Genomic DNA, 17782 nt, shown 5'->3' on the forward strand with positions numbered 1-17782 from the left:
CGCAACCCGCTACGAAAAGACCGATGCTTGCTTTGCCGGGTTCATCAGCCTCGTCGCCGCTTTCTTCGCTATCCGCTGATTGTAAACAGGCCCTAGGACGGTTTTTGTGGTAATATTGTCGCTATTGGACCGGAGGTCCTGGGCCCTGCGAAATTGATCGTCTTTCCGCGGCCTTGGCGCTGCGATGACCATTGACGAGGTGCTGTCGGCATGACAGTTTTGAATGACGAAAATAATAAAAACGACATGGGCATTTGAGGATTGTACGGGGAGGAGGACGGCAACTGCGTGCCGCTTTGAGGCATTTGCGCGGGGACCGTCATCTGAGGCGCAGGCTTGCCGCCGCTCCTTCCCGATCGTGAACAGGGACAGCGAAGGAGACATCCGCAATGAGCGAATTAGAGCATAAACTCAAACTGGCGACGAGCCTTGCCGGCAAGGGCAAGGTCTCGCGTCGCGACTTCATCCAGCTCGCCATGGCGGCGGGCTTCACCGCCGCTGCCGGCAACGCCATGTTCGTGAAGGCCGTGCGCGCCGAACCGAAGAAAGGCGGCAGCGCCCGCCTCGGCCTGGCCCATGGCGCCACCACCGACACTCTCGATCCGGTGGGTTACCCCGACACCTTCACCCAATGCGCCTTCTGGGGCGCCTTGTCGAACAGCCTCACCGAGATCGACGCCAAGGGCAATGTCGTCGCCGATCTCGCCGAATCCTATGAACCCTCAGACGGCGCCAAGAAATGGGTGTTCAAGCTGCGCAAGGGCCTGACCTTCCACGACGGCAAGACGGTGACGTCGGACGATGTCGTCACCTCCTTCCGGCATCACATGGGGCCCGATTCCAAGTCGGCCGCGAAATCGCTGCTCGATCCGATCACCGATCTCAAGTCGGACGGTCCGGAAAACGTGGTCTTCACGCTGAAAGACGGCAGCGCCGACTTCCCCTATCTCGTCAGCGACTATCATATCCCGATCATGCCGACCAAGGACGGCAAGTCCGACTGGCAGTCGGGCGTGCGCACCGGTCCCTTCACGCTGGAGAAATTCGAGCCCGGCGTGTCGGCCAAGCTGAAGCGCAATCCGAACTATCACAAGTCGAACCAGCCTTACCTCGACGAAGTCGAATTCATCGCCATCACCGATGTCGCGGCGCGCACCAATGCGCTGACCACGGGCGATGTCGACTGGATCGGCCGCGCCGACATGAAGACGCTCGATCTCCTGAAGCGCAACCCGAATATCGAGATTCTCGAGCTTTCGGGCTATGGCCATTATGTGTTGCCGATGAACACGACCATGGCGCCCTTCGACAACAACGACGTGCGCACCGCGATCAAATATGCGATCGACCGCGACGAGATCCAGAAGAAGATCTTCCTCAACCATGCGACGGTCGGCAACGACAATCCGATCGCCAAGGCGGTCAAATATTCGATCGATCCGGAGCCCAAATACAAATATGATCCGGACAAGGCCAAGTTCCACCTCAAGAAGGCGGGCTACGAGACGCTGAAGGTCGACCTCTCGGTCGCCGATGCGGCCTTCGCCGGCGCCATCGACGCCGGCGTCCTGATCAAGGAGACGGCGGCCAAGTGCGGCATCGACATCAACGTCATCCGCGAGGCCGAGGACGCCTATTGGGACAATGTGTGGCTGAAGAAGCCCTGGTGCGCCTCCTATTGGAGCGGCCGTCCCACGGCGGACTGGACCTTCACCATCACCTATGCGGCCGGTGCCGCCTGGAACGAGACCTATTGGAACAACAAGCGGTTCCAGGAGCTGCTCATCCAGGGCCGCGCCGAGCTCGACGAAGCCAAGCGCGCCGCGATCTATGGCGAGATGCAGCAGATCATCCATGATGATGGCGGCGTCATCGTCCTCGTCTTCAACAACTTCGTGACCGCCAACTCCAAGAAGCTCGCCCATGGCGATGTCGCTCCGAACTGGGAGAATGACGGCTTGAAGATTGCCGAGCGCTGGTGGCTGGCGTGAAACTGAAATCCCGGGCCGCTCCCCAAGGGCGGTCCGGCCATTGGAATTAGGTGATGCATCCACTTCTGAGAACGGTATTGCAGCGTCTGGGTCTGGGCCTCATCTCGCTCTTCGTCGTGTCTCTGATCATCTTTTCGGCGATCGAATTCCTGCCCGGCGATTTCGCCAGGGCGATCCTGGGCCAGGCGGCAACGCCCGAGACCGTCGAGGCCTTCCAGAAGGAGATCGGTCTCGATAAGCCCCCAGTCGAGCGCTATCTCAGCTGGATGGGCGGCATCCTGCAGGGCGATTTCGGCTCGTCCTTCTCGTCCCGCGTCGGCTTCCGCCGTACGGTCCTCGATATCATAGCGCCGCGTCTGTGGAACACCTTGTTTCTGGCCGGCATCACGGCGCTGATCGCGATACCCCTGGCCCTCGGCCTCGGCCTCCTGGCGGCACTCTATCGCAACAGCTTCTTCGACCGGGCGGTGAATGCGGTCACCCTCACCACCATTTCCTTCCCGGAGTTCTTCGTCGCCTATATCCTGATGCTGTTCCTGGCGGTGAAATTCCCGATCTTCCATTCACTGTCCAACGTCTCGCCCGACATGCCGTTCCTCGACCGGCTGCAGCGTTCGGCCCTGCCGGTGCTCACTCTGGTGCTGGTTATCCTCGCCCATATGATGCGCATGACGCGTGCCGCCATCATCAGCCTGCTCGCCAGCCCCTATATCGAGATGGCGCGGCTCAAGGGTGTGTCGCCGGCGCAGGTCATCTTGCGCCACGCTTTGCCCAATGCCTGGGCGCCGATCGCCAATGTCATCGCCTTCAATCTGGCTTACCTGGTCGTCGGCGCCGTGGTGGTGGAAGTGGTCTTCGTCTATCCGGGCATCGGCCAGGCCATGGTCGATGCGGTGCGCTCGCGCGATATCCCAGTGGTGCAGGCCTGCGCCTTGATCTTCGCCGTCACCTATATCTTGCTCAACCTGTTGGCGGACGTGATCTCGATCGCCACCAATCCGAGGCTTCTGCATCCCAGATGAGCATGGACCAGACAGCCGGACCCGTCGCCCCGCGCAGCGTCAAAGCCCGCCGCACGGTGGCGCAGAATGTGTGGCGCACGCTGAAAAAGGCGCCCTACAGCGCCTGGTTCGGCATGATCGTGATCGCAATCTATATTTTCATCGCCTTGTTCGCACCCTGGATCGCCCCTTACGGCGAGGCCGAAGTGGTGAGCCAGACGCCTTTCGAATTATGGAGCTGGACTCATTGGTTCGGCACTGATCAGCTCGGCCGCGACATGCTCACGCGCCTGCTCTATGGCGCGCGCAACACGCTCGGCATCGCGCTCGCCACGACCTTGCTCGCTTTCGCCATTGGCGGCGGCCTTGGCATCATCGCCTCGATCTTCCGCGGCTGGACCGATCAGCTTCTGTCGCGCGCCGTCGACACGCTGATGGCCATCCCGCAGCTGATTTTCGCGCTCATCCTGCTCTCGATCTTCGGCTCGTCGATCCAGAACCTGATCATCATCATCGCGGTGCTCGATTCGACCCGCGTCTATCGCCTCGCCCGCTCGGTGGCCATGAATATCGTGGTCATGGATTATGTCGAGGCGGCGAAATTGCGCGGCGAGAAACTGGGCTGGATCCTGTTCAGGGAAGTCCTGCCGAACATCATGCCGACCATGGTGGCCGAGTTCGGCCTGCGTTTCTGCTTCGTGTTCCTCGAGATTGCCGCCCTATCCTTCCTGGGGCTCGGCATCCAGCCGCCGACCGCGGATTGGGGCTCGATGGTGCGCGAGAATGCGACGCTCATCACCTATGGCGACATCACGCCGTTGCTGCCGGCGGGCGCCATCGCGCTGCTGACGGTCGCGGTCAATTTCGTGGTCGACTGGTTCCTGCACAAGACGAGCGGACTGCGCGATGAAAAGTGAGACCAAGAGAACCAAGGGCGACGTCCTGCTCGAGATCAAGGGTTTGCAGATTTCGGGCCAGAGCGACGATGTCTGGCATGAGATCGTCAAGGGTGTCGACCTGACGCTGAGGCGCGGCGAGGTTCTGGGGCTCATCGGTGAATCGGGCGCCGGCAAATCGACCATCGGCCTTGCCGCCATGGGCTTTGCGCGCCCCGGCTGCCGCATCACCCACGGCAGCATCGTCTTCGACGGCAAGGACTTGCGCAAGGCGAGCGAGGAGGAGCGGCGCAGCCTTCGCGGCTCGCGCATCGCTTATGTGGCGCAAAGTGCCGCCGCCTCCTTCAACCCGGCGCATCGCATCATCGACCAGACGGTCGAGACGGCGATCGGCCATGACATCCTCGACCGCAGCAAGGCCGAGGCCGACGCCAAGGACCTCTATACGCGTCTCAAGCTGCCCAATCCGGCGACGATCGGCAGCCGCTATCCGCATCAGGTGTCGGGCGGCCAGCTGCAGCGCGCCATGACCGCCATGGCGATGTCCTGCCGGCCCGATCTGATCATCTTCGACGAGCCGACGACGGCGCTCGACGTCACCACCCAGGTCGACGTGCTGGCGGCGATGCGCGATATCGTCGAGCAGTTCAACACTGCGGCGATCTACATCACCCATGACCTGGCGGTCGTCGCCCAGATGGCGCATCGCATCATGGTGCTGCGCCATGGCAAGCTCATCGAGGAAGCGCCGACGCGCGAGATGCTGAAGCATCCGAAGGAAGCCTATACCAAAACGCTCTGGGCGGTCAGGAGCCTCGCCATGCCGGAACGCACGGCGAAGGACGTCGTGCTGCGCGTCCATGACGTCGATGCCACCTACGGCGGCGTCATCAAGGTCCTGCAGAATGTGACGGTCCAGGTCCCGCGCGGCCGCACCGTCGCGGTGGTGGGTGAATCGGGCTCCGGCAAATCGACGCTGGCGCGCGCCATCACCGGTCTCCTGCCGCCGCGCAAGGGCGAGGTGTTCTTCAACGACAAGGCGCTGCCCAAGGCGCTCAAGGACCGCGACAAGGAGACGCTCCGGCGCATCCAGATGATCTACCAGTCCGCCGACACCGCGCTCAATCCGCGCCAGCGGGTGCGCGACGTCATCGGCCGGCCGCTCGAATTCTATCTCGGCCTCAAGGGCCAGGAGCGCGACCGCAAGGTGGTCGAGCTCCTGGAGCAGATCGAGCTCAGCGAGGATCTGATCGACCGCTTGCCGGGCGAACTGTCGGGCGGCCAGAAGCAGCGCATCTGCATCGCCAGAGCGCTTGCCGCGGATCCCGAGCTCATCATCTGCGACGAGGTCACCTCGGCCCTCGACCAGATCGTCCAGGAAGGCATCCTCAAGCTGCTGCTCAAATTGCAAAAGGAGACGAATGTCTCCTATCTCTTCATCACCCATGACATCGCGACGGTGCGCGCCATCGCCGACGAGATCGTGGTGATGTATCAGGGCCGTGTGGTGCAGCAGGGTCTCAAGACCGAGGTTCTCTCGCCCCCGCACCCGCCCTATACCGAGCTCCTGCTCTCCTCGGTGCCGGAGATGGATCCCGACTGGCTGACGCGCCTCCTCGAGAAGCGCGCCGCCGCCAAGGGCAAGGTCAGCGCTTAGATTCCACCGCTATCAATGCCTGGTCGCGGCCGCCTCGCTTGCGAGCTGAGCTATTTCCTCGGGCGTGAGCTCGGTCTCCACTTTTGGCAGATAGTCTGCGGCATAGGTGCCGCCTTGAGCTGCGCTTGCCCTGAGAAAGCGCACCGCAGCAAGACGATCTTTGCTTGTGCCGGCTCCCTTATGATGGGCGACGCCCAGCATATACTGCGCGACCTTGTTTCCTTGCCGCGCCCCTTGCTGCCACCAATGGACCGCCTTTTCCGGATCGGGTTGGACGCCGAGACCTTCGTGATACATCATGCCCAGCCGCGTTTGTGATGCCGCATCGCCTTGTCGCGCCGCTTTCTCGGACCAGCGGAGCGCTCGATCATAGATTTTTTTGTCGAAAGTGATCCGGCCAAGGGCACTTTGGCAACGAGGGCATTTCCGGTTCGCGCCTGGCCGAAGATTTCGATGGCACCGACCATGTCACCGTTTCTTTCGAGAATCTCGGCCAAACTCACATAGGATTCCAGCACATCCGCGTCGATGGCTTTCTTGAACCATTCGGTTGCCAAAGACAGGTCGCCTGCGCCGAGGGCCTCGACACCCAGATTGTGATAGGCGTTTGCGCTGCCCTGGTCGGCCGCACGCTTGAACCACTTTTGGGCATAGGGAGCTTGCGGCAGATTGCTCGAATACCATGCGCCAAGTTCATTCTGGGATTCCGCATCGCCGGCTTCAGCGGCCCACAGAAGATCGGACGGAGGAGCCTTGCCTGGGTGCCCAGGGCCGGCATTGGCAAATAAAGTCGGGTCCCTTTCGAACTCTGCTCTTTCCGCGGGGGTGAGCTTGCGTTCCAGGCTCCACCGACAGGATTCGGCGCCGTCATTTCCTTGGGCTGCGCTCGCGGAGAAAAAGCGCATCGCTGCGACCCGATCCTTCTTCAAATAAAGTCCCGTCTCGCAGGTCATGCCGATCATGAGCTGCGCACCGTGATGTCCCTTCCGCGCGGCCATCAGCCACAAGGAAACGGCCTCCTTCGAATTGCGCTTGATGCCGAGACCTTCATGGAAAATCTGGGCGAGCTGCATGTGCGCCCCCAAATGGCCTTGCGCGACGGCCTTCTCGCACCAGATGCGGGCTTTCGCATATAGGTCTTCGATCTCGTTATCGATGACGACGCGGCTCATCGCTTCCATGCAATCGGCGCAGCCCAATACGATTCCCTGATTGTAGGTCTCGAGCGCGCCGTGGACGTCGCCGCTTTCTTCGAGCAGCCTTCCCAGAGCAACCATCGAGTTGCGCCAGCCTCCCGCAACCGACTTCCTGAACCATTCGATCGCAAGCTCATTGTCCCCCGATCTGAAGGCCGTCACGCCCAAATTGTGCATCGCTCGCGCCAAGCCCTGGTCGGCGGCACGCCGGAACCACATTTGCGCATAAGGAGCTTCCGGTAGATTCTCCGCATACCAACGGCCAAGATTGGCTTGTGCCTCGGCGTCGCCGGTCTCCGCCGCCTTGACCATTTCAGGAGGCGGCGTCGCTTTCTCAGTCTCAGGACCTGACATCGATTGCCCCCATTTCCCTTTATGGAACATAATGGGAACAATATGACGTTATGTCAAGCTGCGAGAGACACCGACCGCAAGTTGATCCTTCAGAATGCTCGGGTGCGCTACAGCATCAGCTGATAGCTCGCCGGCACGAAGCGATAGCCGCCATCGGGACCCTTCTCGACGAAGCCCACGGCCGGGAACGGCATGTGATAGCTGGTGAAGGGGACGCGATCGACGCTCAGCATGTCGAGCAGCTTGAGGCGCGTCGCGACCGCCTGGTCCTTGTCGGCATCGAAGCTCACATGCCATTTGGGATAGCGCAGCGACAGCACATAATGGTTGCAGAAATCGGCGCCGATCAGGAGGCGCTTGCCTTGGCTTTCGACATGCCAGGCCATGTGGCCCGGCGTGTGGCCGAAGGCTTCCACCGCGCGGATGCCCGAAGCCACTTCGGCCTCGTTCTTGACGAAAGTCATCTTGTCCTTGAGGGGAACGACATTCGCCTGCACGATCTTGGCGGCATTGGCGGTCGGGCCGTTGGTGCGGTCGGGTGACGACCAGAATTGATATTCCGCCTCGCCGATCACATAGCGCGCCTTGGGAGCGAGCGGCGCGCCGTCGTTCATCAGCCCGCCAATATGGTCGGGATGGCAATGGGTGATGACGACGACATCGATCTGCTCGGGCTCGATGCCGGCCGCCTTCATCTCGGCGGCGAGACGTCCGGTGGCGGGCTGGCCCCTGACGCCATTGCCACTGTCGAACAGGACGAGCTCCTTGCCGGTATTGACGAGGACCGGCGTGAAGCCGTTGAGCATCTTGTCCTTGGGCAGGAAGTTCGCTTCCGCCGCCGCGGCGACGTCCTCGGGCTTCTGGTTGACGCCATAGACCTTTTCCGGATTGTCGACCGCACGCGTGCCGTCGTTGAAAGCGGTGATCTCGAACTCGCCGACCTTGTAGCGCGTATAGGGCGAGCCGGTCGATCCGCTGAGCGGCGCTGCGGCCTTGGCGATTGTCGGGATGACGATGGGTGAAACGGCGAGGGCGCTGACCCCTGCGAGCATGGCGCGGCGATGCATGTCGAAACCTCCCTTATGATGATGGATAGTCAGTCTACGCCGGGCGCTCATCAAAAAATCCGGCGCCCGGCGCAAGGTCACGCTGTTGTGAGCGAAGGTGATCAGACTTTGCGGGCGGTCAAGACAATCGGTCAAGGGCGCGATCCCGCGAAGCGCTCGGCGAGAAAGTCGATGAACAGGCGGACCTTGGCGGCGAGGAAGCGCGTCGGCGGATAGATGGCATAGAGATCGATCGGTTTCGGCTCGAATCCATCGAGCAGCGCCACGAGCGTGCCCTTCTGCAGCTCGTCGCGCACCAGGAAAGCCGGAATGAGCGCGATGCCGAGACCCGCCAGCGCCGCGACCCGCAAGGCATCGCCATTGTTGGAGCACAGGCGATAGCGGATCGAAACCGACGAGCGGACACCGCGCAGCGCCCATTCGCTCTGGGCGGACGGCTTGCCATAGTGCAGGGCGGCATGGGACTTGAGATCGTCCGGTCCGCGCGGCCGGCCATGTTTTTCGATGTAGGCGGGCGACGCATAGAGGCCCATCTCGATCTGCGCCAGCTTGCGGGCGGCGAGGCTCGAATCCTCGAGGGTGCCGATGCGCAAGGTCACATCGAAGCCCTCGTCATAAGGATCGACGAAGCGGTCGTTCAGGATGAGCGCCACCTGAAGCTCGGGATAGCGCGCCATGAACTGGGCCACCGCCGGCGCGGCATGGCTCACCCCGAAGGACATGGGCGCGTTGATCTTGAGGAGCCCCGTGGGCTCGTTGTGGAGCGCAGCGACGGCCCGGTCCGCCTCTTCGAGATCGGCCAATAAGGCGCGGCAACGCTCCAGATAGGCATAGCCGCTGTCGGTCAGCCTGACGCTGCGGGTCGAGCGCTTGAGGAGTTGCGCGCCCAGCGCCTCCTCGAGGGCTGCGATCTGCCGGCTTGCCGCCGATTTGGACAGGCCAAGCTCCTGCGCCGCTGCGGAGAAGCCCCCTTCCTCGGCAACCGAAACGAAAGCCCTGATAGCGGCCAGCTTGTCCATATTGTTGCGTTTATAGCAACAATAATTCCCAAACTGAAGAGATTGTCTTGCTCATCTCGGTGAATATCTTTCCCGCAGTTCGATCAGCAGGAGAAACCCATGATCATTCCTCGCAAAGCTCAAGACCGCGGCCAGGCCGATTTCGGCTGGCTCGACAGCCGTCACAGCTTCTCTTTCGGCCAGTATTACGATCCCGATCACATGGGCTTTGGCGCGCTTCGGGTCATCAATGACGACCGGGTGGCGGCCGGCGCCGGCTTCGACACGCACGGCCACAAGGACATGGAGATCTTCTCTTATGTCCTGGAGGGGGCCTTGGCGCATCGCGATTCGCTGGGATCCGGATCGGTGATCCGGCCGGGCGACGTGCAGCTCATGTCGGCCGGCACCGGCATCCGCCATTCCGAATTCAACGCCTCTGAGTCCGATCCGGTACATTTCCTCCAGATCTGGATCATCCCGGAGAAGCAGGGGCTGGCACCCGCCTACGCCGAGAAGCACTTCCCGCAAGCAGAGCGGCGCAACCGGTTAAGGCTCATCGTCTCGCCCGACGGGCGTGACGGCTCGCTCAAAATCCATCAAGATGCCGCCATTCATGCCAGTGTGCTCGAGAAGGGGGCGCGCCTCACGCAAGCGCTCGAGCCCGATCGGCGTTACTGGCTGCATGTGGCGAGGGGTACACTCGATGTTAACGGCCATGCCGCCATGGAGGGCGACGGGCTTGCCATCACCAAGGAAGGAAGCCTGACGCTTGCCGCCCAGGTCCCGTCAGAAATCCTGCTATTCGATCTCAAATAGGAGAACATGATGAAAATTCTCGCCATCACCGGAGCGCTCCGCAAGGACTCTTGGAATACGCAGCTCTTGCGGGCGGTGAAGGAGCTGGCGCCTCCGGAGATGGCGATCGAGATCGTGACCTTGCACGGCGTGCCGCTCTATGACGGCGATGAGGAAGACAAGCACGGCGTGCCGACGAGTGTGAAGGCGCTCCAGGAAAAAGTGCGGGAGGCCGACGGGGTGATCATCTCGACGCCCGAATACAACTTCTCGGTCCCGGGCGTTCTCAAGAACGGCCTCGACTGGATGTCGCGTTCGGGCAATCCGTTCAAATGGAAGCGCGTCGGCGTGATGGGCGCCTCCGAAGGCCCCATCGGCACCGGGCGCTCGCAATATCATTTACGGCAGAACCTGGTCGGGCTCGAAGCCATCACCATGCCGAAGCCCGAGATCTTCGTCGCCCTGGCGGATAAGAAATTCGCCCATGGCAAGCTCACCGACGAGACGACGAAGAAGATTATCGTGACCTGGCTCGCCGCCTTCAAGGACTGGGTGAAGCGCGGCTAGGCCGGGAGCTCGGCTTCAAGGCACCACATAGAGACAGGGCTTCGCCTTGACGATGCAATAGAATTGGTTGCCGGTCCAATTACAGTCCTGCGACTTGGACGCGGCGATGGGCCAGACCGACCAGGCAAGACCGTATTGGTTCTTGGCCTGGGTCGTCCAGAAAGTCTTGGCCGACTTCGCGGCCTTGGCCCTGAGATTGCCCACGGCTTCCGCCTGGACGTAGCTCGTCTTGCATTGATAGGCTTGCGCCCCGCTCGTCGCGAACGTGACCGCAAGGATGGCAGCGGCGGCATAGGCAGCCGCCCGGCTATGGATCGACATAGGCGTAACTCCAGCATAGGGAGCCGTTGCAAGCTCCGGATCGACACGGCTTTCAACCGCGAATGACGGGAACTTTAAGATGGCGCCGCTGTGAGGAGGCTGAACGGGCGTTTCATCTGCGGTTCATGCCGAGACGCCCTTGAGTGTCATGCTGAAAAGCGTGACGGCTTCAAATTGAAGGCCATCACGCTTTGTTTTGTCCGGTGAGCTAGATCTCGCGCGCGTCCAGGATGCGGCCGGTGCGCGAGCTCAGCTTGATTTCGAACGTGTCGCCATATCGCCGGCCAAGATAGGTAAAGACGCGCCCGTCGCATTCGACGATCCGCACCCGGGCGAAGCGCTCGCTGACGATTTCCGCCCCTTCGCGGCAACTCACTCGATAGGGATCGATATAGTAGTAAGGCTCGTCCCAATAGGGCTGCGGATACCAGAAGCCGCCGAAGTAGAAGCGGTACTTCTTGTCCTTGTGGCGCCGGCGCTCATGCCGATCGGGGTTGTACTTCCATTTGCTGCGGTCCGCCTGGCGCACCCGCTTCTTGTCGATGACGACGTCATCGTCGCCGCCTTTCTGGTACTGGTCGCCTTGCGGGGGCTTCCACTTGCGCTTCATGGACGTGCCCTGATCCGGCCCATCGTCGCCGATCTCCGCCTGGTTATCCGGTTGCGGCTTCCATTTGCGCTTCATCGACGTGCCCTGGTCCGGTCCGTTCTGGCCATCCGGCAGCTCGTACTGTTTACGCTTGCCTGAATAGCCCTCGTCCTGGCCGACATCGGGACCGCCGCCATTGCCGCCGGGGACGCAGTCGATGCATTTGCGCCACGTCTTTTCCTGGGCGGTCGCAAAATGGGAGGCGCCGAGGCTGGCCAGCGCCAGGGCGGAAGCAAAAATGGTCAATTTGACCAAGCGGGTCATTTTTCTCTCCTGAATCGAGCGCAAAGAGACGCGAGCGCTCGGCTTGATCATTGACGCCAAGAAACGGGCGAATTTAAGCCGCGAGCGTGGTGGCGCCGGTGCGGATCGCCGCGATGTTCCGGGCATAGGCCCTGGCATCGCCGGTGAACACGGCCGAGCCCGCGACGAGTGCATTGGCGCCGGCCCTCACCACCAGGGGGGCGGTCTCCGCCGTGATGCCGCCATCGACCTCGATGTCGATGTCGCGGCCCTGCACCAGGTCGCGGGTCTCGCGGATCTTCTCGATCATGGCCGGGATAAAGCTCTGGCCGCCGAAGCCCGGATTGACCGTCATTAGGAGGATGAGGTCCAGCCGCTCGAGCACATGCTTGATATGGGCGACGGGCGTTGCCGGGTTGAGCGCGACGCCGGCCCGCTTGCCGAGCGCCTTCACCGTCTGCAGCGAGCGGTCGAGATGGGGACCGGCCTCGGCGTGGACGGTGATGCTGTCGGCGCCGGCCTTGGCGAAGGCTTCGAGATAGCGGTCGACGGGTGCGATCATCAGATGGACGTCGAAAGGCTTCTTCGTCACCTTTCGGATCGAATTCATCACCACCGGTCCGAAGCTGATATTGGGCACGAAATGCCCGTCCATCACATCGATATGGATCCAGTCGGCGCCCGCTTCATCGATGGCGCGCACCTCATCGCCGAGCTTGGCGAAATCGGCGGAGAGGATCGAGGGTGCGATGCGTAAGGGGCGGACCATCTCAGATATGCTTGGCAAAGGCGACGGCGGTGTCGGCCATGCGGTTGGAGAAGCCCCATTCATTGTCGTACCAGGCGAGGACGCGCACCAGCGTGCCGTCCATCACCTTGGTCTGGTCCATATGGAAGGTGGCCGAATTGGCGTTGTGGTTGAAGTCGATCGAGACATTGGGGTCGTTGGTGAAGCCCAGGATGCCCTTGAGCTGCTGCTCCGAGGCGCGCTGGATGGCGCCGTTGACCTCTTCGACGCTGGTCGCCTTCTTGGCGACGAACTTGAAATCGACCACCGACACATTGGGAGTGGGCACGCGGATCGAGACGCCGTCGAGGCGGCCCTTGAGCTCGGGCAGTACCAGGCCCACGGCCTTGGCGGCGCCGGTCGAGGTCGGGATCATCGACAGAGCGGCGGCGCGGGCGCGGTAAAGATCCTTGTGCATCGTGTCGAGCGTCGGCTGGTCGCCGGTATAGGCGTGGATCGTGGTCATGAAGCCCTTGTCGATGCCGATCGCGTCGTGCAGAACCTTGGCGACCGGCGCCAGGCAGTTGGTGGTGCAGGAGGCGTTCGACACGACGATATGGCTCTTGTTGAGCTTGTCGTGGTTGACGCCATAAACGACGGTGAGATCGGCATTGTCGGCGGGGGCCGAGACGAGCACGCGCTTGGCGCCGGCGGTGATATGGGCGGAGGCCTTCTCCTTGGAGGTGAAGATGCCGGTGCATTCGAGCGCGATATCGACGCCGAGCTCCTTCCACGGCAATTGCGCCGGATCCTTGATGGCGGTGACCTTGAACTTTTCCTTGCCGACCGAGATCGTGTCGCCGGCGACCGCGACCTCATGCGGGAAGCGGCCATGGATGCTGTCATAGCGCAGCAGATGGGCGTTGGTCTCGACGGGGCCCAGGTCGTTGACCGCCACCACGTCGATATCCTTGCGTCCCGATTCGAAGATGGCCCGCACGATGTTGCGGCCGATGCGGCCAAATCCGTTGATCGCGACGCGTACTGCCATGTCTCTCTCCTATTCCAAGCTCCGAAACTGTGGGTTTCGCTTATAGACGACCTGGGAGCCGGGGGAAGGGAAAATGGCCGCCCGCGCCATCTGCCCGCAGGGACCTAGCGGAAGACATGCGCCCAAATCATAGCTGAGCTTACAGTAGCGAGCGTTATAGTAAGCTTGCTTATTATATTGAGCCACCCTAAATTCCCCTCATCATGAAACCCGAACATGCATCCATTGGTCTCCTTCTGATCGATGCGGGGCGCGTGCTGCGCAAGCGCTTCGAGCAGAATGTGCGCGGCACCGGCCTGACCCGCGCGCAGTGGCAAGTCCTCAAGGAGATCTATGTCAAGGAAGGCATCAACCAGGGAGCGCTTGCCGAGCTCCTCGAGGTCGAGCCGATCACCGTCGGCCGCCTGATCGACCGGCTGGAGAATGCCGGCCTCATCGAGCGCCGCCCCAATCCCGCCGACCGGCGCGCCTGGTCGCTCTATCTGCTGCCGGCCGCCCATCCGCTGCTCGATACCCTGAAAGTCATCGCCGGCGAGACGCGCGCCGAGCTCCTCCAGGGCATGAGCGATGCCGAGATCGACGAGGCCATGCGCCTCCTCACCAAGATGAAAGACAACCTCACCGCCATCATGAATGACGAGGGCGATGAGAGGAGAGTTGGCAATGTCCGTCGCTGAAGCAAAACAGGAAACCGGCAATGTGGTCGAGCTGCCGGTTCAGCCGAAGAGGCGCGACCGCCGCAAGCTCATCCGTCTCGGCCTCCTCGTGCTCGGCCCGCTCGTCGCTTTGGGTGTCGCGGGCGAGATGTATCTCACGGGTGGGCGCTATGTCGAGACCGACAATGCCTATATCCGCGCCCCCATCATGAATGTCGCGACCGACGTGCCGGGCACCGTCGCTGACGTCGCGGTGCGCGAGAACCAGCATGTCGAGAAGGGTGCACTCTTGTTCACCCTCGATCCCGTGCCCTTCCGCATCGCGCTGGCCGGCGCCAAGGCACAGCTCGGCATGGTCCGCAACGACCTTACAGCACTCCAGGCCACCTATCGCCAGAACCTGTCCGCCATCGATCAGGCAAAATCGTCGCTCGATTATGCGCAAGCGACCTATGACCGCCAGCTCAGCCTGCAGAAGCGTGGTGTCGCCGCCCAGGCCTCGCTCGATGAGGCGCGCCGCGATCTCATGACCGCGCAGGAGCAATTGCGCGGCGCCCAGCGCGCCGCCGACGCAACGCTCTCGCAACTCGGCGGCAACGCTACAGGTCCGGTCGACGACCATCCGCGCATCCATGAGGCGCAATCCGCCATCGACAAGGCCGAACGCGATCTCAGTCATGCGACCATCCTCGCACCCTGGTCCGGCACCGTGGCCAATGTCGAGAATCTGCGCTCCGGCGCCTATGTGACCGCCGGCCAGCCGGCCTTGAGCCTGGTCGCCAGCGACGATCTGTGGGTCGAGGCCAATCCCAAGGAGACCGATCTCACCCATCTCAAGGTCGGCGATGAAGCCACGGTCAGCGTCGATGCCTATCCGGCCTATAGCTGGAAGGCGAAGGTCACGAGTCTGAGCCCCGCGACCGGTGCCGAATTCTCGGTGCTGCCGCCGCAGAATGCCTCCGGCAACTGGGTGAAGGTGGTGCAGCGTGTGCCGGTGAAGCTCGCTCTTGAAGCGGCGCCGGATGCGCCGCAGCTCACTTCCGGCATGAGCGTCGACGTCTCGATCGACACCGGCCATCGCCGCAGCCTGTGGTCGATGTTCGGCTCGACCGCGAAGGCGGCCGATTAAGGTCCGAGGGCAATGGAGGCTCCCTCCCATCGCGGCATCATCACGGTTTGCGTGATGCTCGCCACGATCATGCAGGCGCTCGACACGACCATCGCCAATGTCGCGCTGCCCTACATGATGGGCTCGCTCTCGGCGACACTCGACCAGATCAACTGGGTGCTGACCTCCTATATCGTCGCCGCCGCCATCATGATCCCGGTCACCGGCTTCATGGTGACGCGCTTCGGGCGCAAGCCCGTTTTCATGATCGCGGTGGCGGGCTTCACCGTCGCCTCGGTGCTGTGCGGGCTCGCGACCTCGCTCGACCAGATGGTGCTCTACCGCCTGTTGCAGGGCGTGTTCGGCGCGCCCCTCGTCCCCTTGTCGCAATCGGTGCTGCTCGATTCCTATCCGCGCGAGCGCCACGGCTCGGCCATGGCGATCTGGGGCGTCGGCGTGATGGTAGGCCCTATCCTCGGGCCGACGCTCGGCGGCTGGCTCACCGAATATTACAACTGGCGCTGGGTGTTCTTCATCAATGTGCCGATCGGCGTCCTCACCATCGCCGGTCTCATGACCTATCTCTCCGACACGCCGCGCAGCGCCAAAGCGAGCTTCGACTGGACCGGCTTCCTGTTGCTGGCGCTCGCCATCGGCAGCCTTCAGATGATGCTCGACCGCGGCGAGAATCTCGACTGGTTCTCCTCGACCGAGATCATGATCGAGGCCGGCCTCGCCGTCACAGCCTTCTACATGTTCATCGTCCATATGATGACGTCGGACAATCCGTTCATCGAGCCCAAGATCTTCGCCGACCGCAATTTCTCCGTCGGCCTCATCGCCATCTTCATCGTCGGCATCATCCTGCTCGCCACCATGGCGCTGCTGACGCCCTTCCTGCAGCAGATCCTCGATTATCCGGTGCTGACCGCGGGGCTCGTCATGGCGCCGCGCGGCGTCGGCACCATGATCGCCATGATGATCGTCGGCCGGGTGATCTCGCGCATCGATCCGCGTCTCATCTTCGCCTTCGGCCTCTCCTTGATCGCCTTCACTTTGTGGGAGATGACCTATTTCACCACCGATGTATCGCAGGCGACGATCATCCGCACCGGCATCGTCCAGGGCCTGGGGCTGGGCTTCGTCTTCGTGCCGCTCTCGACCGTCACTTTCGCGACCCTCGAGCCGCGCTACCGCACCCAGGGAACCTCGCTCTTCAGCCTCATGCGCAATATCGGCTCGAGCATCGGCATCTCGATCGTGATCTTCCTCCTGACCCGCAATACCGCCGTCATGCATGCCGATCTCGCGAGCCACGTGACGCCGTTCAATCTCGGCCTTCATATGCCGGGCATGGACTGGATCTGGGACATGACGACGCTTGCCGGCAAGGCGGCGCTCAATGGCGAGGTCACCAAGCAGGCGAGCGTCATCGCCTATGGCAACGACTATCTCCTGATGATGTATGTGGCGCTGGCATCGCTGCCGCTCGCCCTGTTGCTGTCGAAGCCCGGCAAGGTGCCAGCGGGCGCGCCCGCTGGCGCCGTGGCGGATTGATGCCTGGAACGCTACCGCTCTTCCGGTGGAATGTCCCTGAGCCGCTGGCTTAGGGCGGCAATATTATCGCGGTCGTAGGACAGGGACATGCGCTTCGTGGAGGCCGGCCGTTTGGCGAGCGACAGGCCGGGCCGCCACTCGGTCGTGGGCCGGATCGGCCGCGGCGCGAAGCCGCCGCCGCAATTCGGGCAGACATTGGTGAGCACGTTGTCGACGCAGTCGGCGCAGAATGTGCATTCATAGGTGCAGATCCGGGCCAGCGTCGATTGCGGCGGCAGGTCCCGGTCGCAACATTCGCAGTTCGGACGCAGTTCGAGGGCCATGGCATTCACCTCATGTGGGAGGGCAAGCTAGCGAAGGGCGCCGGGCGGTGCATGACAACGAACCCTCGAATACCGCCAACCGTCATAGAGCGAGCGCAGCCGAGGCGGTGAAGCGCATATCGAAGGCGGGCGGCCGGCGCAGCGTCTGGTAGATGACGCAATAGCGCTCGGTCAGCTCGATCAGGCTGGCGAGCTGCTTCTCATCGGCATCGCTGTCGAGATCGAAGCTGAGGCGGATAGTCTGGAACGCGACGGGCACCTTGTCATTGACGGCGAGCACGCCGCGCAGATCGACATCGCCCTCGGCCTTGACCGTCCCGCTGCGGATATCGATGCCGAGCGTCGTCGCCATGGCGCAGACGGTGACGCCGGCGCAGGCGACGAGCGCCTCGAGCAGCATATCGCCCGAGCACGCCTGCATTCCGCTGCCGCCGGTGGCGCGATGCAGCCCCGCCTCGACCAGGGCCCGGCCGGTGTCGATCTTGCAGGCGATCGCCGGCTCATCGAGCGCGCCTTCGACCTTGAGCGTCAGCATCGCCGCTTCGGCGTCTTTGGCATATTTGTCCTTGAACGGTGCTTGCAGCACGCGCAATCCTTCCGCGTTCACGTCGCTCTCCTTCTC

General features: G+C 62.5%; 19 protein-coding genes and 1 pseudogene. 9 read left to right on the top strand and 11 right to left on the bottom strand.

The genetic code is table 11. The annotated features are described in order from the left end of the window. Nucleotides 1–389 precede the first annotated feature (389 nt). The 4 genes from DS839_RS17330 to DS839_RS17345 are packed head-to-tail and all read left to right on the top strand — an operon-like array spanning nt 390 to nt 5545. Nucleotides 390–1991, top strand: a complete 1602-nt coding sequence (locus DS839_RS17330; protein WP_119271714.1) for an ABC transporter substrate-binding protein — start codon at nt 390–392, stop codon at nt 1989–1991. 53 nt (nt 1992–2044) lie between these two features. After that, nucleotides 2045–3013 carry an ABC transporter permease gene (locus tag DS839_RS17335; protein WP_119271715.1) on the top strand — a complete coding sequence of 323 codons (969 nt, stop codon included), beginning with the start codon at nt 2045–2047 and terminating at the stop codon, nt 3011–3013. A 2-nt stretch (nt 3014–3015) separates the two neighbouring features. Beyond that, nucleotides 3016–3909, top strand: a complete 894-nt coding sequence (locus tag DS839_RS17340) for an ABC transporter permease (RefSeq protein WP_119271716.1) — start codon at nt 3016–3018, stop codon at nt 3907–3909. Beyond that, entirely contained in the window at nt 3899–5545 is a 1647-nt protein-coding gene (locus DS839_RS17345; protein WP_119271717.1) for an ABC transporter ATP-binding protein, read from the top strand. Before DS839_RS17340 ends, DS839_RS17345 begins: the two co-directional genes overlap by 11 nt. 12 nt (nt 5546–5557) lie before the next feature. On the opposite strand, the gene DS839_RS17350 is transcribed toward DS839_RS17345, so the two are convergent. From DS839_RS17350 to DS839_RS17365, 5 genes and pseudogenes are all read right to left on the bottom strand, one after another. Beyond that, the gene (locus DS839_RS17350; protein ID WP_119271718.1) at nt 5558–5845 is read right to left on the bottom strand and encodes a tetratricopeptide repeat protein; all 288 of its coding nucleotides are present in this window, start codon (nt 5843–5845) and stop codon (nt 5558–5560) included. Beyond that, nucleotides 5842–6717 (bottom strand): tetratricopeptide repeat protein, encoded by an 876-nt coding sequence (locus tag DS839_RS17355; RefSeq protein WP_368911732.1) that lies wholly within the window; start codon nt 6715–6717, stop codon nt 5842–5844. Before DS839_RS17355 ends, DS839_RS17350 begins: the two co-directional genes overlap by 4 nt. Nucleotides 6718–6852: 135 nt before the next feature. Then, nucleotides 6853–7125: pseudogene (locus DS839_RS36950) on the bottom strand (hypothetical protein); the annotation flags it as partial. Between the two features lie 77 nt (nt 7126–7202). After that, nucleotides 7203–8162, bottom strand: a complete 960-nt coding sequence (locus DS839_RS17360) for an MBL fold metallo-hydrolase (RefSeq protein ID WP_119271720.1) — start codon at nt 8160–8162, stop codon at nt 7203–7205. A 131-nt stretch (nt 8163–8293) separates the two neighbouring features. Continuing rightward, nucleotides 8294–9181, bottom strand: a complete 888-nt coding sequence (locus DS839_RS17365) for a LysR family transcriptional regulator (RefSeq protein WP_119271721.1) — start codon at nt 9179–9181, stop codon at nt 8294–8296. A gap of 99 nt (nt 9182–9280) precedes the next feature. On the opposite strand from DS839_RS17365, the gene DS839_RS17370 reads away from it, so the two are divergent. Together DS839_RS17370 and DS839_RS17375 are read left to right on the top strand one after the other, a co-directional pair. Next, nucleotides 9281–9979, top strand: coding sequence for a pirin family protein (locus tag DS839_RS17370; protein WP_119271722.1), 699 nt, complete (start codon nt 9281–9283; stop codon nt 9977–9979). A 6-nt stretch (nt 9980–9985) separates the two neighbouring features. After that, nucleotides 9986–10525 (top strand): NADPH-dependent FMN reductase, encoded by a 540-nt coding sequence (locus DS839_RS17375; protein ID WP_119271723.1) that lies wholly within the window; start codon nt 9986–9988, stop codon nt 10523–10525. A gap of 15 nt (nt 10526–10540) precedes the next feature. Here the strand turns inward: DS839_RS17375 and DS839_RS17380 are convergent, their stop codons facing one another. The 4 genes from DS839_RS17380 to gap form a co-directional block, all read right to left on the bottom strand. Continuing rightward, on the bottom strand, nt 10541–10846 hold the full coding sequence (locus tag DS839_RS17380) for a hypothetical protein (RefSeq protein ID WP_119271724.1): 306 nt from the start codon (nt 10844–10846) through the stop codon (nt 10541–10543). A gap of 208 nt (nt 10847–11054) precedes the next feature. Continuing rightward, nucleotides 11055–11759, bottom strand: a complete 705-nt coding sequence (locus tag DS839_RS17385; RefSeq protein ID WP_119271725.1) for a hypothetical protein — start codon at nt 11757–11759, stop codon at nt 11055–11057. Nucleotides 11760–11832: 73 nt separating this feature from the next. Then, complete coding sequence (rpe, locus tag DS839_RS17390) at nt 11833–12507, bottom strand: ribulose-phosphate 3-epimerase (RefSeq protein ID WP_119271726.1); 675 nt, start codon at nt 12505–12507, stop codon at nt 11833–11835. 1 nt (nt 12508) lies between these two features. Further along, complete coding sequence (gap, locus tag DS839_RS17395) at nt 12509–13516, bottom strand: type I glyceraldehyde-3-phosphate dehydrogenase (RefSeq protein ID WP_119271727.1); 1008 nt, start codon at nt 13514–13516, stop codon at nt 12509–12511. Nucleotides 13517–13719: 203 nt separating this feature from the next. Between gap and DS839_RS17400 the strand changes: the two genes are divergently transcribed. Genes DS839_RS17400 through DS839_RS17410 form a run of 3 tightly spaced genes read left to right on the top strand, consistent with a single transcriptional unit; the run spans nt 13720 to nt 16837 of the window. Further along, a complete protein-coding gene (locus DS839_RS17400; protein ID WP_119271728.1) occupies nt 13720–14193 on the top strand; it encodes a MarR family winged helix-turn-helix transcriptional regulator in 474 nt (157 codons plus the stop codon). Beyond that, nucleotides 14180–15301: an HlyD family secretion protein gene (locus tag DS839_RS17405; RefSeq protein WP_162918622.1), complete on the top strand. Its 1122-nt coding sequence runs from the start codon at nt 14180–14182 to the stop codon at nt 15299–15301. Before DS839_RS17400 ends, DS839_RS17405 begins: the two co-directional genes overlap by 14 nt. 12 nt (nt 15302–15313) lie before the next feature. Further along, nucleotides 15314–16837, top strand: coding sequence for a DHA2 family efflux MFS transporter permease subunit (locus DS839_RS17410; protein WP_119271730.1), 1524 nt, complete (start codon nt 15314–15316; stop codon nt 16835–16837). 11 nt (nt 16838–16848) lie between these two features. On the opposite strand, the gene DS839_RS17415 is transcribed toward DS839_RS17410, so the two are convergent. Beyond that, the gene (locus DS839_RS17415) at nt 16849–17160 is read right to left on the bottom strand and encodes a DUF1272 domain-containing protein (protein ID WP_119271731.1); all 312 of its coding nucleotides are present in this window, start codon (nt 17158–17160) and stop codon (nt 16849–16851) included. An 82-nt stretch (nt 17161–17242) separates the two neighbouring features. Then, nucleotides 17243–17767 carry an OsmC family protein gene (locus DS839_RS17420; protein ID WP_119271732.1) on the bottom strand — a complete coding sequence of 175 codons (525 nt, stop codon included), beginning with the start codon at nt 17765–17767 and terminating at the stop codon, nt 17243–17245. Nucleotides 17768–17782: the final 15 nt, after the last annotated feature.

The organism is Taklimakanibacter deserti, from assembly GCA_003574785.1.

Excerpts from the sequence above, each read along its gene's own strand:
- DS839_RS17370 (WP_119271722.1), top strand. The coding sequence starts at position 9,281 with ATGATCATTCCTCGCAAAGCTCAAGACCGCGGCCAGGCCGATTTCGGC.
- DS839_RS17350 (WP_119271718.1), bottom strand. The coding sequence starts at position 5,845 with ATGATGTATCACGAAGGTCTCGGCGTCCAACCCGATCCGGAAAAGGCG.
- DS839_RS17335 (WP_119271715.1), top strand. The coding sequence starts at position 2,045 with ATGCATCCACTTCTGAGAACGGTATTGCAGCGTCTGGGTCTGGGCCTC.
- DS839_RS17330 (WP_119271714.1), top strand. The coding sequence starts at position 390 with ATGAGCGAATTAGAGCATAAACTCAAACTGGCGACGAGCCTTGCCGGC.
- DS839_RS17365 (WP_119271721.1), bottom strand. The coding sequence starts at position 9,181 with ATGGACAAGCTGGCCGCTATCAGGGCTTTCGTTTCGGTTGCCGAGGAA.
- DS839_RS17405 (WP_162918622.1), top strand. The coding sequence starts at position 14,180 with ATGTCCGTCGCTGAAGCAAAACAGGAAACCGGCAATGTGGTCGAGCTG.
- DS839_RS17355 (WP_368911732.1), bottom strand. The coding sequence starts at position 6,717 with ATGAGCCGCGTCGTCATCGATAACGAGATCGAAGACCTATATGCGAAA.
- gap (WP_119271727.1), bottom strand. The coding sequence starts at position 13,516 with ATGGCAGTACGCGTCGCGATCAACGGATTTGGCCGCATCGGCCGCAAC.
- DS839_RS17385 (WP_119271725.1), bottom strand. The coding sequence starts at position 11,759 with ATGACCCGCTTGGTCAAATTGACCATTTTTGCTTCCGCCCTGGCGCTG.
- DS839_RS17400 (WP_119271728.1), top strand. The coding sequence starts at position 13,720 with ATGAAACCCGAACATGCATCCATTGGTCTCCTTCTGATCGATGCGGGG.
- rpe (WP_119271726.1), bottom strand. The coding sequence starts at position 12,507 with ATGGTCCGCCCCTTACGCATCGCACCCTCGATCCTCTCCGCCGATTTC.
- DS839_RS17375 (WP_119271723.1), top strand. The coding sequence starts at position 9,986 with ATGATGAAAATTCTCGCCATCACCGGAGCGCTCCGCAAGGACTCTTGG.
- DS839_RS17410 (WP_119271730.1), top strand. The coding sequence starts at position 15,314 with ATGGAGGCTCCCTCCCATCGCGGCATCATCACGGTTTGCGTGATGCTC.
- DS839_RS17345 (WP_119271717.1), top strand. The coding sequence starts at position 3,899 with ATGAAAAGTGAGACCAAGAGAACCAAGGGCGACGTCCTGCTCGAGATC.
- DS839_RS17380 (WP_119271724.1), bottom strand. The coding sequence starts at position 10,846 with ATGTCGATCCATAGCCGGGCGGCTGCCTATGCCGCCGCTGCCATCCTT.
- DS839_RS17360 (WP_119271720.1), bottom strand. The coding sequence starts at position 8,162 with ATGCATCGCCGCGCCATGCTCGCAGGGGTCAGCGCCCTCGCCGTTTCA.
- DS839_RS17340 (WP_119271716.1), top strand. The coding sequence starts at position 3,016 with ATGGACCAGACAGCCGGACCCGTCGCCCCGCGCAGCGTCAAAGCCCGC.
- DS839_RS17415 (WP_119271731.1), bottom strand. The coding sequence starts at position 17,160 with ATGGCCCTCGAACTGCGTCCGAACTGCGAATGTTGCGACCGGGACCTG.